This window comes from Malonomonas rubra DSM 5091 (genome assembly GCF_900142125.1).
Taxonomy (GTDB): Bacteria; Desulfobacterota; Desulfuromonadia; order Desulfuromonadales; family Geopsychrobacteraceae; genus Malonomonas; species Malonomonas rubra.
On record NZ_FQZT01000025.1, the window covers coordinates 15,290 to 30,236 of the forward strand.

Sequence of the window (14,947 nt, forward strand, 5' to 3'; positions counted from 1 at the left end):
TTCCTTTTTAGGTCGCCTGTCAGCGACTGATCGTTATGTTCAAATGCTTTTCCCAGAACTGAACCGCAAGTGCCAGCCACCCTTCGGCATCTGTTCCAGTGCCGAGCCCGAAACCGTGACCGGCCGTGCTATAGCGACGATATTCGACCTCAACTCCGGCATCGCGCAGATTCTTGACGCGCCTGTCGACAGACATGACGCTCGCGATACCGTCATTTGCGCTGGTGGTCATAAAGGTCGGCGGAAAATCTTCCGAGAAGCTTGACTGCCCGGTATAGGCGATGACGGCGGTTGCCGGTTTCGGCAACTCATCGCCCCCGTACGCGTCGACGCCGCTTAAGGCGATGTTGCCAACCATCCTGGCCCCGGCGGAACCGCCCCACAACGAGTAACCTGCCGTGCTGACTCCGAGCGCTTCCGCGTTTTTGAAGATCCAGGAGATGGCCGCCGCCAGGTCCTCCGTCGCCTTTTGCTGGCTGCCGATGCGATACCTGATGACAAAGGCGTTGTAGTTCTTTTTGCTGATCTCCGAAGCAAGTGGAAACCCCTCATGCAGGGACCCGACATAGGAAAACCCTCCGCCGGGGCAGACAATGGCAAAGGGTGCGCCCTTTGCCACTCGGTAAAAAAAGAGTCCAGTGTTCTCTTTTGCCGGGTCCGCCCGCTTTTGCTGGTCGCTGTAGAAATCGTAGAAGATCGTCTTGCCGTTGTTGACCTCATCAATCATGCGGTTCAGCGCCCCAACAACGATGTCGGGGTCCACATGGCCGTGATAAGGCATAAGCGAACCGACATTGCTGAGCGGCGTATTGAGGAAACGGCTGTCCTGTTCTCTCGGCAGTATGAGATGACTGAAGCCTTTAAACGCCGGATGCTCCACGATGTCACCAACGGAACCAGCGGTCGTAAGCTGGGCATAAGGTCCTTGCCCGCTTCCTTTCACGCTCATGAGTGCACCTGCCTTTGTCTCCGCCATGGCGACATCACCCGTGATACCGGTCAGAAATAGCATCAGGATGACTACGAGTCTGCTCATTGCTCCATATCCTTGCTAATCCAGCCCTTTTTGGGCCAGCCAGTCAGACATAAGATCCGCGATTTCGAGATTATTCAGATCCGAAAAGGGAAAGTGGGTATTGCCCTGTATCCCTATTTCCGGCAGATGCACGACCGTGGCATCTCCGCCATAACGATTGACCGCATCGGCCCACAATTTCGCCATCGCCAGCCGAACTCGCCAATTGTCCTGGCCGGGGTTCTCGGAAGGTTGGTCGGGGATATTGTCACCGTAATAGATGACAATCGGGATCTTGGTCAGTTTCATAAAGTCTGCCAGCGGCACACCGGACGCCTTGAGCGTTCCTGCTGAACTCGGCATATCTTCAGGAACCTCTCCTTCGGGAAAAATAAAACCGCTGCCCGGTTCGTAAGAAACGACGGCGCGAATATTTGGGCTTTTCAGCACGGTCTGCCAGCCCATGCCGCCACTGTGCGAATGGGTGACGAGGATGCCGGGGCCAATCTTGGCGAAGAGCGCAGCAACTGCATCCGAGTTGACATCTATATCGATCGGCCCCGTATCCGGAGTCATCTGGCGAAAGTATTGCTCTAACGATTCCGGGTCTTGGGCGAACTGGACTCCCGGGAAATACTCGGGCCAGATGCCGACGCGGAAGATATCGAACCATTTCTGTTCATCCGGAGTTGGCGTCAGCGTAACTGGCTGCGTGCTGCGTCCGGCCCGGCCCCGGCGAGGTTGGTCAATCAGATAAACCCCGTAATCGCGCCGCAGGAAGATATTCTGGAATCCTTCACGTCCATCCGGGGTGGTTTCCCAGGTTTTGGCCGATTGTCCATAGCCATGCCACATGACAAGTGGGAACTTACGGGCATTGGTTGGGATCTGGTAAAAGGTATAGAGATGATCGCCGTGTAACGTTTGCCCCTCGGGTGTCATTTTGAAGGGATCGAATCTGCCCGGATTAGTCAGAACGGTTCCGCCAACAGCAAAACTGCCTTGCTGTTGAATCACCAGCGGTTCAAGCTTGCCCGTATGCTGGGCAACCGAGCAGGCGGAGAGGCCCACGCTGACAAAAGTCAGCATGAGCGCAGCAATTAACTTTCCAAACCTTGTCTTCATCGATTGCTCCTTATTTAGAGTGACTTGCCGAAGAACTCAGTCATCTTATCCATGGCTTGCTCCACATATTGCGGTTTCCAATAGGTTTCGATGTGGGTTGCACCGTCAATCAGGAAAAGCTCCTTATTGTTGGAGTTGTGGGCCTCCTTGAACGCATCCAGCGTCATGTACAGGGAGTCGGCCTTGCTGCCTGCCATCATCAGCAGCGGTTGGTTGATCAAATCCATATTGCTGGCGGCATCGAAGCGCATCAGATCGAGCAGACTGCTCATGGTGTAGCGGAACGTTGAGTTCGGGTGAGCGTGCGTCTTGCCATAGTACCCAAACCCCTCTCGATAGAGATCAAACGGCAGCTTGGCGATTTGTTCATCCGTCAGTTTAGCATCGGCGGCATAGAGTATCTCGCCTCCGGCGGCTTCTTGTGCACGAGCATCAGAAGCTTGCTGCAAACGTTTCTGGATAGTGGAGATTTGCGAGTCCAGATAGCCGTTGCGCCTCACCCGGCCGGAATTGAACATGCTCAAGGTGGCAATGGCCTTAAAGCGCTTGTCAGACTGCGCTGCTTTTAAAGAATAGCCGCCACCGCCACAGATACCAAGCAGGGCCAGCCGGTTGGCGTCTACTCCGGCATATTGCGTGATGAAATCAGCCATACCATGAATATCTTCAATCCGGTTGGCCGGTTTATCCACATTACGCGGCAGACCACCGCTGGCTCCCTGATACGCCGCATCCGCAGCGATGGCGATGTAGCCCTGTTCCGCCAAGCGCTGAGCATACAATCCGGCGACCTGCTCTTTCACGCCACCATTAGGGTGAGCTACCACCACGGCCGAATATTTATGACTGGGGTCATAGTTCGCCGGAGTGTAAACGTTGGCGGAAATATCGAGACCATTCAGTTTGTAAGTGACCGGATCGATGTTGACTTCACCTTTGACATTCTCGGTAAGCGCACCTTCGTAGGTCAGGGTAAACGGGTTGAGTTTATAGTCGCTGCCATCGCTCCTCCTACGGAAATGCTGATAAATGTTGCCAATAGCAACGTTACTATTTTCAGACTAGACATTGTTTTCTCCTTCTTTATTTGCCTGTTGTTTATTGAATTCTGGGTTAGCGCCCGACTCTTTTTTGCAGATGGGCTGGATACCTGTCTCCAACCACCTCGATTCTCGCTACGGCACTTTCGATGTTGTCTAAATCTTCCTGCTCCAGTTTCACCTTTGCTGCACCAAGGTTCTCCTCCAGACGATGGAGTTTTGTGGTGCCGGGGATCGGAACAATCCAGGGCTTTTGCGCAATAATCCAGGCAATCGCAATCTGTGCACGGGTCACCTGCTTACTGGCAGCAATCTCTCCGAGTAAATCGACCAGCGCCTGATTGGCCTTACGGGCTTCAGGTGAAAAGCGCGGCACGATGTTGCGAAAATCATTTTCGGAAAATGTTGTGTCCTCGTTGATTGCCCCGGCCAGAAAGCCCTTCCCAAGGGGGCTGAATGGGACAAAACCAATCCCGAGTTCTTCAAGAGTCGGCAAAATGTCTTTCTCGGGCTCACGCCACCAGAGTGAATACTCACTTTGAAGAGCGGTCAGCGGTTGAACCTGGTGTGCACGGCGAATTGTTTCCGCCCCCGCTTCTGAAAGTCCAAAATGCCTGACCTTTCCTTCCCGGATCAGGTCACGTACGGTTCCGGCGACATCCTCAATAGGCACCTCGGGGTCGACTCGGTGCTGGTAATACAGATCGATCACGTCCGTCTTCAAGCGCTTGAGGCTTTCTTCAGCGACCTTCCTGATATGCTCCGGTCTGCTGTTTAAAATTTGCTGCTTGCCGTCGTCGCCAAAGGTAAAGCCGAATTTCGTGGCGACCACCACCTGGTCACGCAGCGGCGCAAGGGCCTCTCCGACCAACTCTTCGTTAGTGAACGGCCCATAAACCTCAGCGGTATCAAAGAAGGTCACCCCTCGTTCAACGGCAGCACGAATCAAAGCGATGCTCTCTTTTTTATCCGTAGCCGGACCATATCCATAGCTCAGCCCCATGCAACCAAAGCCGAGGACCGATACTTCCAGTCCGTTTTTCCCCAATGTCCGTTTTTGCATATCCAGTCTCCTTGCGATTTCTGTCTTGTTCTTAACCGGATACTCCCACAACTTGAAAATACGGAGGTAGACTGATCCTGTCCGATCATTGCCTATTCATCTTGATGCACGTAAAATAGTTGATATCTCACCCCTTGGCGAGTAACGTAAGTTAAAATGCAAAACCCTTAGAAAAGATGGGGAATACAATGAAGAAACAGAAGATAACGCTCGATTTGGCCATGAGCGACTTGGCTGACAGTGTTGCACGATTAACTGAGAATGGAGAATTGCGCACATCAGCGATTCCCGGCCTGTCACTTTTTCGCAGAAGCGAGCCTTCCGAGCCGCTTACCGGAATGTACGAACCGAGTGTCTGCTTGATTGCTCAGGGGGCTAAACGAGTACAACTGGGAGAGGACACCTACCTCTACGATGCAAGTCACTATCTTTTTGCGGGAGTACATCTCCCTGTCGTTGCACAGGTGATTGATGCCAGTCATGAGAAGCCCTATCTGGGGCTGAAGCTGACCTTCGATTATCGCGACATCTGCCAGCTCATGGCGGATAGTCAACTCCCCCCTCCGCAGACCAAGCAAACCGACCGGGGGATGGCTACCGGTAAGTTGACAGTGTCACTGGTGAATGCGTTTCAAAGGTTGGTGAACCTGCTTGATGAAGAGCAGGACATTCCGATACTGGCCCCTGTCATCCAGCGGGAAATCTTTTATCGATTGCTGGTAGGAGATCAGGGGGCAAGATTTCGACAGCTTGCAGCCATGGGAACCAAGAGCCAGCAGGTTGCCCGAGCCATATCATGGCTGAAAGAAAATTATTCTCAGCCGCTACGAGTTGATGAACTTGCAGAAATAGCGAGTATGGGCACATCGACCTTCCATCACCACTTTCGCAGCATGACGGCACTTAGCCCGCTTCAGTATCAGAAACAACTGCGGCTGCAAGAAGCGCGGAAATTGATGTTGACCGATTTTATCGATGCCGCCACCGCTGCGTTCCAAGTCGGTTACGAAAGCCCGTCACAATTCAATCGTGAATACAGTCGTCAGTTTGGTGCGCCGCCCGTACGAGACATCACGAACCTGCGTCAACAGGCTGTAAACGTGGGCGGATAAGTGGAGGGTAGGTAAGCAAAGTTTCCTTTTCTGAAACTTTTACAAGTGTGATCAAGTTGTACAGCAGAAGTATCAAGTTTATGGTCATCAAGGCTGGCGGATAGCAGAGACATTGCCCCTTTACAAAATTTGCAAATTCACTTTTGCACTGGAGTTTCCAGCCAGATCGACCATTTTGCAGATATAGGCAATACTGTGCAAATGCGCAGACATTAAAAGTGAATCCTCCCCTAGAATTTGTTCGGAAAGGCAGGTATTAACCAAGAATTATTGCTCCGGAATTTGTCTTTAGGTCACTGGCATGTCTATAAGCACACTACATACAAGATGGATCACGCGGCTATTTGTACTGATCTATCTGCTGCTTAGCTTTAGCACTGCAAACGCTGCATTCTGGTGCCTGGATGAGCAAAATCCTCCTCACTTGGAAACGAGTCCCATCGGCAAGTGCTGGACCGACTGTGATCCAGAAAACCCAACTCTTCAATCAAACAAGACGGAATTGTTTTGGGCGACCGCAGAAGAGGATTGCCTTGATTCGCCGGTTTATTCTTCGGCGCTGACCTCAACGGCCCGTACCAACTTCGCAAATAGAGTTGCTTTACCCGATATTGACTCGCTCAATCCCCCCCTCATCGCCAATCCTGACTTAGAGGTCTCACGTTTTGTCAATCTGAACCTCCCTTCACGGTTGCCGACATCTCAAGCTATATCAGCCTTACGTACTGTCGTCCTGCTCCATTAAAGCCAGCTTCACCCTCTTAAATTCGACGAAAAACAACCGCGCATGGAGCCTGAGTGGCAAAATTGTTCGCGGAATAATTTTGTCGGCGGGCGGAAAAGTATATTTTCCGGTTGCCTCGTTTTACAAGCTGGACGTAACGATGAAAAAAGAAACTATTTTATTGATCACCGTGGCCTTAGTCGTCGGTCTTTTAAGCGGCGTTATTTTTACTAATGCCAACAAAAAAATGCAGGTCGCAAATCAGGCTGCTGCCACTGCTTCTCCAATCGATTCTCTGCAGCATATCGGACACCTTAAAGAACTGGTCGCCAAAGAGCCGGACAATCGGAATGCCTGGGTTCAATTGGGGCATAGCTACTTCGACTCAAACCAGCCAATGAAGGCGATTGATGCCTACGACAAGGTGTTGGAGATCGACGGCAACGATCCGGACGTATTAACCGACCAGGGGACCATGTATCGCCGGGTCGGCTGGTTCGACAAGGCGATCAACAACTTCATCAAAGCGAATCAGCTCAACCCGCAGCATCTGAATTCCCTGTTCAACATGGGCATCGTCTACAGCCAGGACCTGGGAGAAAAACAGAAGGCTGACGAAGCCTGGAATCGTTATCTGGAACTCAATCCAACAGGTCAGGCGGCCGACAGAGTCCGCACCATGCTCGACCACATGTGGAATGGGCACGGCTAAATCTTAAAGAAAGGTTCATTCATGCGTTATTTGCTTCTGATTGTTTTACTCGTGGTTCTAGGCGGTGGTACCTACATTTACTTTAATATGCCGCCAGCACCAGCGGTAGCCGGCGATATAGCCCCTGACTTCACGCTGGAGGACACCGAGGGGAACAAAGTCACCTTATCCTCATTGCGCGGCAAGGTCGTTATGGTGAACTTCTGGGCGACCTGGTGCCCTCCCTGCAAGGAAGAGATGCCGTCTATGGAGCGGCTGAATAAAATGATGGCCGGTGAGGATTTTGTCATGCTGGCGATCAATGCGGATGACAACGGACGTGACGTTGTTCCTGATTTTTTAAAGAAGAATCCGCATGATTTTACCGTCCTTTATGATGACCAGGGAGCCGCTAAGCAAAGCTATGGCGTCTATAAGATGCCAGAGTCCTTCATCATCAATAAAGGCGGCAAAATCGTTGAGAAGGTCGTCGGTGCCATCGACTGGGCCAGTCCGAAAACGGTCGCCTATATCAAGAATTTGATCAAAGGATAATCAATTGTTGCAGCAAACTGCCGACATAACTTACTGGATCGCTTTTACCGCCGGGATTCTGTCCTTCGTTTCCCCCTGCGTGTTACCGCTGATCCCGTCATATTTAACCTATATTACCGGCCTGTCCTTCAACCAGTTGGATGAAGCCCATCCCGGCGCCAAGGTTCGCCTGACTGTTATTCTCCATACCCTCTGCTTTATCCTCGGGTTTTCGGCTATTTTCATCCTGCTCGGGGCGATCGCCGGTATCGCCTCCGCGCAAATTCAGGCTTTTTTACGAGAGGGCTTGGATTGGGTGGCGAAGATCGGTGGGTTGCTGATTCTGCTGTTCGGTGTTCACATGACCGGCCTGTTTTCGTTTCGTGCCCTGCTGGGAGAAAAAAGACTGCACCTGCATAAAAGACCCGCCGGATTTTTCGGTACCTTCATTATCGGTGTTGCCTTTGCTGCTGGCTGGACCCCCTGTATTGGCCCGATCCTGGCGTCGATTCTGATGGTCGCAGCGACCTCCGGTCAGGTTGGCGAAGGAACCATCCTGTTGACCTTCTATTCGATGGGTTTGGGGATTCCCTTCCTGCTCTCGGGGCTGCTGTTCCACCAATTCCTGGGCGCCTTCAAACGGCTTAAGAACCACATGCGCAAGATTGAAATCGGCACCGGCGTGATGTTGATAGCTGTCGGCATCATGCTGATATTCGGCCTGCTCGGTCCGATCACCATGTTTTTCTACCGGTATGTTCCGGTCATGGGATAGGGAATCTGCTCTTAGCGCCTTCATCATCAGCAAAGTTTGGAGACTTTAGATATGTCACATCCTGACAAAACAAAAAACACCAACTGGACGCTGTTGTTCCTCTGCTGGCTACTGGTCAGCGTCTCGGCAACGATCAGCATCTTTTTCAGTTCCGTTCTCGAATATCAGCCCTGCGTGCTCTGCTGGTACCAGCGGATCTGTTTGTTCCCGTTGATTTTCATTTTTGCCGCGGGCCTGTTCCCCGCTTTCGACAAAAGCGTTATCAAGTATGCGCTGCCGTTGACCATCGCAGGTGGCTTGACAGCCCTTTACCATACCCTGCTCTATGCCGGGATTATCCCGGAGAACATTCAACCTTGCTCGCAAGGAGTGTCCTGCACGGAAAAATACTTTGAACTGTTCGGCTTCATCTCAATCCCGATGATGTCGTTCTTCGCATTTTCATTCCTGACCGCTCTATTAATCATCCTGAAGAGGAGAACATCGAAATGAAATACGCACTCGTCGGTATTACCGTTTTAGTGCTTGCCCTTGGCTTCATCATCGGAACCAACTACTACAAAGACCAGCAGGTTAAAAAGTACGGCTTTATGGCTGCGGAAAACAGAGAGCTCTTTATTCGCGATCATTCGCGCACCCTGGGCAGCGATGACGCCAAGGTTATCCTGATTGAGTTCATGGACCCGGCCTGCGAAACCTGCGCCGCCTTTTCCCCCTTTGTTAAGAAGATCATGGCGGCCAACCCCGGCAAGATCAAGCTGGTGCTGCGCTACGCTCCTTTCCATGATGGCGCCGATAATTTCGTCAAAATTGTTGAAGCCGCCGGAAAGCAGGGGAAGTACTGGGAAACCCTGGAGCTGATGTTTAAAACCCAGGGGATCTGGGCCAACCACGGGCACTGGCAGCCGGAAAAATTATGGGATCTTCTACCGAGAGCCGGGGTCGATGTCGATCAGATCCGAAAAGATATGCACAACCCCGAGATCGCCAAAATCATTGAGCAGGATATGGCCGACGTGAAAGCGTTGAACGTACAGAAGACGCCAGGTTATTTTGTTAACGGTAAGCCGCTGCAGACCTTCGGCTACCGGCAGTTACAAAACCTGATTCAGACAGAGCTTAACCTCCAGTATCCCAACTAATTATGGACCGCTAGACTAGAGGAGCTCAGAATTGAGTAAAAAGAAGAAAAGACAGAAACCGTCCCCGGAGAAGGCTTCTCCACAACATAGAAAACCGGCACCTGATCGGCCAGTAAAACAGGGCAAAAAAAACGCCAGCCGGTGCTAAAGAAAAGGAAGCAGCCCAACTGGCCTGTTGCCGCCCTTGCTGGAGCCGGGATGGCGTTGACCCTCTACCTGACTGTTAACTTCTGGCTTGGCGGGGTTCCTCTGTACTGCGCCGAAGGAAGCTCATGCGATATCGTTCAGCAGAGCCGGTGGGGAACCTTCCTTGGCCTGCCGACAGCTTTCTGGGGATTTTGGGTCTACGCGACTTTGGCCTTTATCGCCTTTAAGGTCCGTAACCCTGAACGCCACTGGAAATCTGCCTGGTTCATCTCCGCACTCGGACTGGGTTACAGTGTCTACCTCACCATGGTGTCGGTATTCGTTATCGATGCGGTGTGCTTTTACTGCCTCATTTCCCTATCTCTGATAACAGTTACTTTCGGGATAATCGTCTCTCAGCGCCCCGAAGGGATGCAGAAGTTTAAACTGAAAACCTGGGTGGCGGAAACCGTCGTCGTGGCACTGGTATTTGTTGGCGGAATGCACCTGCACTACAGCGGCGTTTTCGATCCGGCAGCCGGACCGAAAGATCCCTACCTGGTCGGACTGGCAAAGCATCTCAGTAAAAAAGATGCGGTTCTCTACGGCGCATTCTGGTGACCGGCCTGCAAGGAGCAGAAGTTTCTGTTCGAGTCAGCCGCAGAATTGCTTAACTATGTAGAGTGCACTCCCGGTGGCAGGGGAACGCCAAAGGCAGCAGAGTGCAGAGAAAACAACATCAGCTCCTATCCAACTTGGATAATCGGCGGCCGAAAATTTAAAGGTCTGCTCAAACCCGAGCGATTAGCTGCGATTTCGGGGTACACAGCAGAAAAGGAAGCTCCATAAGGAAGGTAGCTCTGGTTAAAACGGCCAGCTCTCAATACAGAGCTGGCCGTTTTAAGTCTATGTACATAGTAAGGCCGATAGGGGTATTTGCTTTTCCAAAAATTGCCAAATCACTTTTGACAACGGCTTGCACGAGTAAAATTCCAGGTTTGCATAAATAGGTATTTTTGACTGCTATCAAGCCAAGCAATCTACTTTCTAGATTGTTAAAGTTTTTGATGGCCATCGCTGGTCTTGAGACGCGTTACCATACAAAATTATTTTCGTATGGTAACGCGTGAACTACCGAAGTGACAGGGTTTCGACCCAGTGCCCAGCTTCATCAAGTATGGGGAGCCATAAAACGAGACGGCCGATTTCCTTCGTGAAATCGGCCGTTTTCAGTTCCTGGGATTGCTGCAGTTCTTGACAGTTTTCTTTCTCTTCTTGCTTAAGCCCTTAAAATTCAACCAGTTGTCAGGTTCGAGTCCGAAAGGGCTTTGAACTTCAGTGTCAGGGCTGATTTCAGTTGCTGACTGCGTATCCCATCGCTTTGTAGCCACGCAGGCGCTTATTCCACATGCGGGTAAGCTGGGTATGATCATGCTCGTGATAGTCGTAAATATGAACGTCCGATTTATGGCTGTGCTCACGATGCAGTCGCCCGGCGTACTGCTGCAGGGTTCCTTTCCAGGAGATGGGTAAGGCGAGGAATAGCGTATCCAGTGGGGGATGGTCAAAGCCTTCACCAATCAGTCGGCCGGTTGCTAAAAGAATTCTTGGTGCGTCTGCATCTAGGCTCTCTAGCTCGGAGAGTACTGACGCACGCTGTTTCTTCGATAGTCGTCCATGCAGAACAAAACAGTTCTGGAGCTCTGGGCCTAATGCATCATGTAGCAGCGCCAAGTCTTCTGGCATCGGTTGCAGGAACTGCTTCGGAGAAAAAGATCCAGGCATGGGCTCCCTGTCCCGACCGTGATATTTCCAGCGCTGCAGGAATGTTGAGTTCTTGGCAGCTTTGCAGGTAGGAGAGCGCATCCTCCTGCCAGCTTGATTTGTCAAAATCTGTTGCCAGAAAGTAGCAGGTGTCATTTTTAAGTAATGGATAAATGCCGATCGTATGGACGCCGGCAAGATGGTTGTAGATGACACGGTCAGTCATGGGGAGAAACTGACGTTGCTTGCATGCGCTGCACTTGATGCGAGGCTTTCCGCAGACCCCGGGTCGCCATTCTTTCTTGCAAGCCGGTGAATAGCCCGCTCCGCCTTTGCTCGATTCCCAGCGGACCGGATAGATGTCGGTTCGTCCGCGAAAGAGTTGACGAAATAGAGCTATCTTCTCATCGGGGGAATATTCTTGAGGAGGTTTTTCTACGCTAGGAACTAGTTCTGGAGCAGGCTTTTTCTTCTCCCATGGGATTTTATGTTCAGCGAGCAGGCCCTTGAGTCGAGCATTCTCATTTTGAAGCTCTGCGCACTGCTGGCAACTGTTATAAATCTTGCTTCCCATGACCTTATCTCTCTTGCGATGGACCTGTTCTGATTTATTTGTCTCGTGGCGTTCTTATTCCATCAAAAATTGGACCTGCAACGGCTCTTTCTTTATTCTTCCGGAAATAGTCCCGGCATCCACCGTCCCGCGAGCTTTGCAGGGAAAGCGAGTTGAAGAGGGGCACGTGTGCTTTCGGACTGAAGGGCACCGATTTCCAGTAGCGCCGATGTTACCCGGCGCGTGCTTCTTTCTGTGACACCGAGAAGTGTAACGACATCCGCGCGTTTGATCGAGCCTTGCATGAGTACCGCGCGCAAGACCGTATCCGATTTGGGTGGTAGCGTTCCGGCGCGCATTTCTTCTTCGGCCCAGATCAGGATGCGGTCGCGCAACCGGTCAGGCCTCATCAAGCTTTCCATGAATTTGATCTGATCGGCGCAGGTTTTCAGAAAGAAGGCCGCAAAATCAGCAAGAGCCGCTTCGCTTAATGTGCCACGCCCGTCTCGATCACCATGTCGAGGCTGGTCACAAGCAGCAAGGTGTCGTTTGTACTCCGCTTCGTTTCGCGCAAGGCCGCGGGCGACCGACCAAAGCCCCTTTGTGTCTAGCGCGTTTTTTAGCATCGCATAGGACATCAAGCGGGCAACACGACCATTCCCGTCCAGAAACGGGTGAATCCAGAGCAAGCGGTGATGCGCGCATCCTGCGGCAAGAATGGTCTCGATCCGGCCAGCATGCCGGTAGGCACTATGTAGCCGGTCAAGAAAGCGCGGTACAGATCCCGGGCTGATTGCTACATGCTGTCCGACTTCAACATCTCTCGTCCTGAATTCGCCTGGCACCAGAGGTATCTTTTCTCCGGACGAGGGAGCTTCGACGAAGAGCAGATCGGGCGGTAGCAATTCACAAAAGCGCCGGTGGATTTCCATGATCATTTCCGGCGATGTCGGGTTTTCGCCCAGACCCCCTTCGTCGATCCATTTTTGAACAGCGATATGCGCCTTGGCTTCAAGTTGCAGATCACGTTTTTCTGGATCAGCACTGTAGTCATTATTCAGCGCCCGTTCGATATCGGTTGGGTGTGTGTTGTGCCCTTCGATCAAATTGCTGTAATAGCAATTCATTGAGCGGATCAGGTCGGACAATGCATCGGCGATGGATGCAGGCAGGCTGCTGGCGAAACGGGCAGAGGCCGTAGCCAAATCGAGCACCAGGTCATTAAGCTCCGCTCGTTTCGGAGAACTTTCACTGACCATCAAGGGCTCAAACAAGCCTATGGTCTCACCGTTGTCCTTTATGTCTTTGCTGCTCATTTTGTCCGCTTTCTTTTCCGTTTTGATAATAGTCAATATAAAACAATATCAGATAGATAATGTTCGTGTCAGCAGGAATTTGGCCTGCAGGGTGTCCGCTTTTATGTCCGGTTTGTAGTACGAATTGATTTTGCAAAGTTAAGGGAGGATCTTTCTGCGAGACCTTGACGAAGGCGGCACTGGCAAGGTCTCTTCCCAGTGCTGGGTTCTGACCGCCTAAAATAAAGGCACTTACGGCATTGAGCTGTGAGTGCCTTTTTCGTTTTTTGGGGTTGGGTGACAAGAAAGGTGACAAGATTTCGCTGCGTAAAGCGGTTATTCCCACTGGCAGCCCGAGACAGTCAAAGCGGGGAGAGGGATGTATGTCACATTTCTAGGCATTCAATGCAGTTGGGTGGAGCGTTTGCTTAGAGTATTTCAAAAATCAGGATTTCATTTTTGGCAGGGCTGTGCTGGGCCGAAGGCCTTCTTTTCACAAGTAGCAATTTTCTTTTTTGATAACGCTTCGACTGATAGCTTTCACTTCAAAGATTGCTTCCCCATGACAACCCTGATAAAATGCACTACAAATGCAACGCAAGGAGGTTGTCATGAAATCAGCATCAATCCCATCCCTTAGAGTTGAACCTGAGCTGCGTCAAGCTGCTGAAAGCGTTTTGCGCGAAGGGGAAAGTTTATCCAGCTTTATGGAAGAATCTTTGAAGGCTGGGATTCAGCATCGAAAAGCTCAGCAGGAATTCATTGCACGAGGCCTGGCATCCAGGGAAGAAGCCAAAAAAACAGGAGAATATTTTTCCGCAGACGCGGTCTTTGATGAATTAAAAAGCATGCTGCATGACGCAGAGAAAAAGGCTGCTAAGTGAGCTACAGTGTACGTTATACGAAGGGAGCAAAAGAAGACCTCGTTCGACTATATGGTTTTCTTGTTGACCTTGATCTTGCTGCTGCCCGTAATGCACTGGAAGCCATAGAGAAAGGAATCAAGTTCCTCCAAGACTTTCCTTTTACCTGTCGAAAGGCAACACCTGAAAATCCCCTGTTGCGCGAAATGATCATCCCATTCGGTTCAAAGGGCTATGTCGTTCTCTTTGAAATTGAGAACAATGAAACAGTAACGATCTTAGCTGTACGCCATCAGTTGGAAGAGGACTATCATTAGTCGATCATCTTAAATTTGTCAAAATACGCCTACTTTTGACGACGATTCTTACTGCCCGGTAACTGCTTGAAATAACCGTACCCGACCAGGCTATCGACTTATGACAGGACTTGTGCGAAGAAGTGAGCCTGGTTGATAGTGGTTCCGGGCGCTTAAGTTGATCGACCTGCCGATTCCGGCGTTATCAAATCTCCTACCGCAACTTTCGGCCCTGAAAACAGGCTAAATCGGCATAGCTGGATTTCTAAATTTAGTTTTGCTAGGGCCGATCTCTCATGTTCCGCCGATTGTCATAAGTAGAAAATTGCGTTTTGAATAATTCCTGATAGGCCAACCCCTTAGACCATTAAGGTGCTCTTGACCGGTCTTTTTAAAGGTGCTATTAAGGTAGCTAAAGGAGACGCATCATGAGTGTGAAATTTTCAGAGGACATTGTCCCCCTGTCAGATATCAAGATCAATCCAGGAAAAATTGTACGGCGCACCAGCGAATCTCACCGCCCAATTCTCCTGACTAACCGTGGCCGCGGTGTTGCAGTTATGCAATCTATAGAAGATTACGAACAGGCTGAAGAAGAAAAAGCTTTTATGCGTGCCGTGGTAGAGGGTTTGTCCGACCTTGACAATCAGCGCGAACTCAATCTTGACGATGTTAAAAATCGCCTTGGACTTAAATAGCAAATGTCGAAAAAGCTAGTTGTTACATTTGCTGAGTCTGCTGTTTTGGATCTTGAGGATATTCGAGACTATTACCAGGAACAGCACGTCCCAGAGATTGGCGAGCGCTTCTTACGGGAAATAGTTGCGCT

The 14,947-nt window shown here is 50.9% G+C and carries 17 protein-coding genes and 2 pseudogenes; 11 read left to right on the top strand and 8 right to left on the bottom strand.

Features of this window, described 5'->3' with window-relative positions; genetic code table 11:
- Window positions 1-19: 19 nt before the first annotated feature.
- The 4 genes and pseudogenes from BUB13_RS17430 to BUB13_RS17445 all read right to left on the bottom strand — a co-directional run bounded on the left by BUB13_RS17430 (window position 20) and on the right by BUB13_RS17445 (window position 4,243).
- Entirely contained in the window at window positions 20-1,036 is a 1,017-nt protein-coding gene (locus BUB13_RS17430; RefSeq protein ID WP_208610200.1) for an alpha/beta hydrolase, read from the bottom strand.
- Window positions 1,037-1,051: 15 nt separating this feature from the next.
- Window positions 1,052-2,140, bottom strand: a complete 1,089-nt coding sequence (locus tag BUB13_RS17435) for an alpha/beta hydrolase (RefSeq protein ID WP_072910044.1) — start codon at window positions 2,138-2,140, stop codon at window positions 1,052-1,054.
- 14 nt (window positions 2,141-2,154) lie between these two features.
- A pseudogene (locus BUB13_RS17440) lies at window positions 2,155-3,209 on the bottom strand (alpha/beta hydrolase).
- Window positions 3,210-3,253: 44 nt separating this feature from the next.
- Window positions 3,254-4,243, bottom strand: coding sequence for an aldo/keto reductase (locus BUB13_RS17445; protein ID WP_072910046.1), 990 nt, complete (start codon window positions 4,241-4,243; stop codon window positions 3,254-3,256).
- Window positions 4,244-4,431: 188 nt separating this feature from the next.
- On the opposite strand from BUB13_RS17445, the gene BUB13_RS17450 reads away from it, so the two are divergent.
- The 8 genes from BUB13_RS17450 (at window position 4,432) to BUB13_RS17480 (ending at window position 9,968) form a co-directional block, all read left to right on the top strand.
- Entirely contained in the window at window positions 4,432-5,355 is a 924-nt protein-coding gene (locus tag BUB13_RS17450) for an AraC family transcriptional regulator (protein ID WP_072910047.1), read from the top strand.
- 301 nt (window positions 5,356-5,656) lie between these two features.
- A complete protein-coding gene (locus tag BUB13_RS18860) occupies window positions 5,657-6,100 on the top strand; it encodes a hypothetical protein (RefSeq protein ID WP_139249425.1) in 444 nt (147 codons plus the stop codon).
- 139 nt (window positions 6,101-6,239) lie between these two features.
- Window positions 6,240-6,791, top strand: a complete 552-nt coding sequence (locus BUB13_RS17455) for a tetratricopeptide repeat protein (RefSeq protein ID WP_072910059.1) — start codon at window positions 6,240-6,242, stop codon at window positions 6,789-6,791.
- Window positions 6,792-6,812: 21 nt separating this feature from the next.
- Window positions 6,813-7,325, top strand: a complete 513-nt coding sequence (locus tag BUB13_RS17460) for a TlpA disulfide reductase family protein (protein WP_072910048.1) — start codon at window positions 6,813-6,815, stop codon at window positions 7,323-7,325.
- A gap of 7 nt (window positions 7,326-7,332) precedes the next feature.
- On the top strand, window positions 7,333-8,079 hold the full coding sequence (locus BUB13_RS17465) for a cytochrome c biogenesis CcdA family protein (RefSeq protein WP_072910060.1): 747 nt from the start codon (window positions 7,333-7,335) through the stop codon (window positions 8,077-8,079).
- Window positions 8,080-8,130: 51 nt separating this feature from the next.
- The gene (locus BUB13_RS17470) at window positions 8,131-8,571 is read left to right on the top strand and encodes a disulfide bond formation protein B (RefSeq protein WP_072910049.1); all 441 of its coding nucleotides are present in this window, start codon (window positions 8,131-8,133) and stop codon (window positions 8,569-8,571) included.
- Window positions 8,568-9,221, top strand: a complete 654-nt coding sequence (locus tag BUB13_RS17475) for a DsbA family protein (protein WP_072910050.1) — start codon at window positions 8,568-8,570, stop codon at window positions 9,219-9,221. The genes BUB13_RS17470 and BUB13_RS17475 overlap by 4 nt, the downstream gene beginning before the upstream one ends.
- Before the next feature lie 141 nt (window positions 9,222-9,362).
- On the top strand, window positions 9,363-9,968 hold the full coding sequence (locus BUB13_RS17480) for a vitamin K epoxide reductase family protein (protein ID WP_279626002.1): 606 nt from the start codon (window positions 9,363-9,365) through the stop codon (window positions 9,966-9,968).
- Window positions 9,969-10,700: 732 nt separating this feature from the next.
- Here BUB13_RS17480 and BUB13_RS19195 read toward each other — a convergent pair.
- The 4 genes and pseudogenes from BUB13_RS19195 to BUB13_RS18865 all read right to left on the bottom strand — a co-directional run bounded on the left by BUB13_RS19195 (window position 10,701) and on the right by BUB13_RS18865 (window position 13,305).
- Entirely contained in the window at window positions 10,701-11,132 is a 432-nt protein-coding gene (locus tag BUB13_RS19195) for a DEAD/DEAH box helicase (RefSeq protein ID WP_208610201.1), read from the bottom strand.
- A pseudogene (locus BUB13_RS19200) lies at window positions 11,071-11,685 on the bottom strand (TOTE conflict system archaeo-eukaryotic primase domain-containing protein); the annotation flags it as partial. The pseudogene BUB13_RS19200 and the gene BUB13_RS19195, both read right to left, overlap by 62 nt.
- A 92-nt stretch (window positions 11,686-11,777) precedes the next feature.
- Complete coding sequence (locus tag BUB13_RS17495; RefSeq protein WP_072910054.1) at window positions 11,778-12,980, bottom strand: Fic family protein; 1,203 nt, start codon at window positions 12,978-12,980, stop codon at window positions 11,778-11,780.
- Window positions 12,949-13,305 carry a hypothetical protein gene (locus BUB13_RS18865; protein ID WP_139249426.1) on the bottom strand — a complete coding sequence of 119 codons (357 nt, stop codon included), beginning with the start codon at window positions 13,303-13,305 and terminating at the stop codon, window positions 12,949-12,951. The genes BUB13_RS17495 and BUB13_RS18865 overlap by 32 nt, the downstream gene beginning before the upstream one ends.
- Before the next feature lie 265 nt (window positions 13,306-13,570).
- Here BUB13_RS18865 and BUB13_RS17500 point away from each other — a divergent pair, with 265 nt between their 5' ends.
- From BUB13_RS17500 to BUB13_RS17510, 3 genes are all read left to right on the top strand, one after another.
- The gene (locus BUB13_RS17500; RefSeq protein WP_072910055.1) at window positions 13,571-13,843 is read left to right on the top strand and encodes a YlcI/YnfO family protein; all 273 of its coding nucleotides are present in this window, start codon (window positions 13,571-13,573) and stop codon (window positions 13,841-13,843) included.
- Window positions 13,840-14,139 (top strand): type II toxin-antitoxin system RelE/ParE family toxin, encoded by a 300-nt coding sequence (locus BUB13_RS17505; protein ID WP_072910056.1) that lies wholly within the window; start codon window positions 13,840-13,842, stop codon window positions 14,137-14,139. The genes BUB13_RS17500 and BUB13_RS17505 overlap by 4 nt, the downstream gene beginning before the upstream one ends.
- A 407-nt stretch (window positions 14,140-14,546) precedes the next feature.
- Window positions 14,547-14,816 (top strand): type II toxin-antitoxin system Phd/YefM family antitoxin, encoded by a 270-nt coding sequence (locus BUB13_RS17510; protein ID WP_072910057.1) that lies wholly within the window; start codon window positions 14,547-14,549, stop codon window positions 14,814-14,816.
- Window positions 14,817-14,947: the final 131 nt, after the last annotated feature.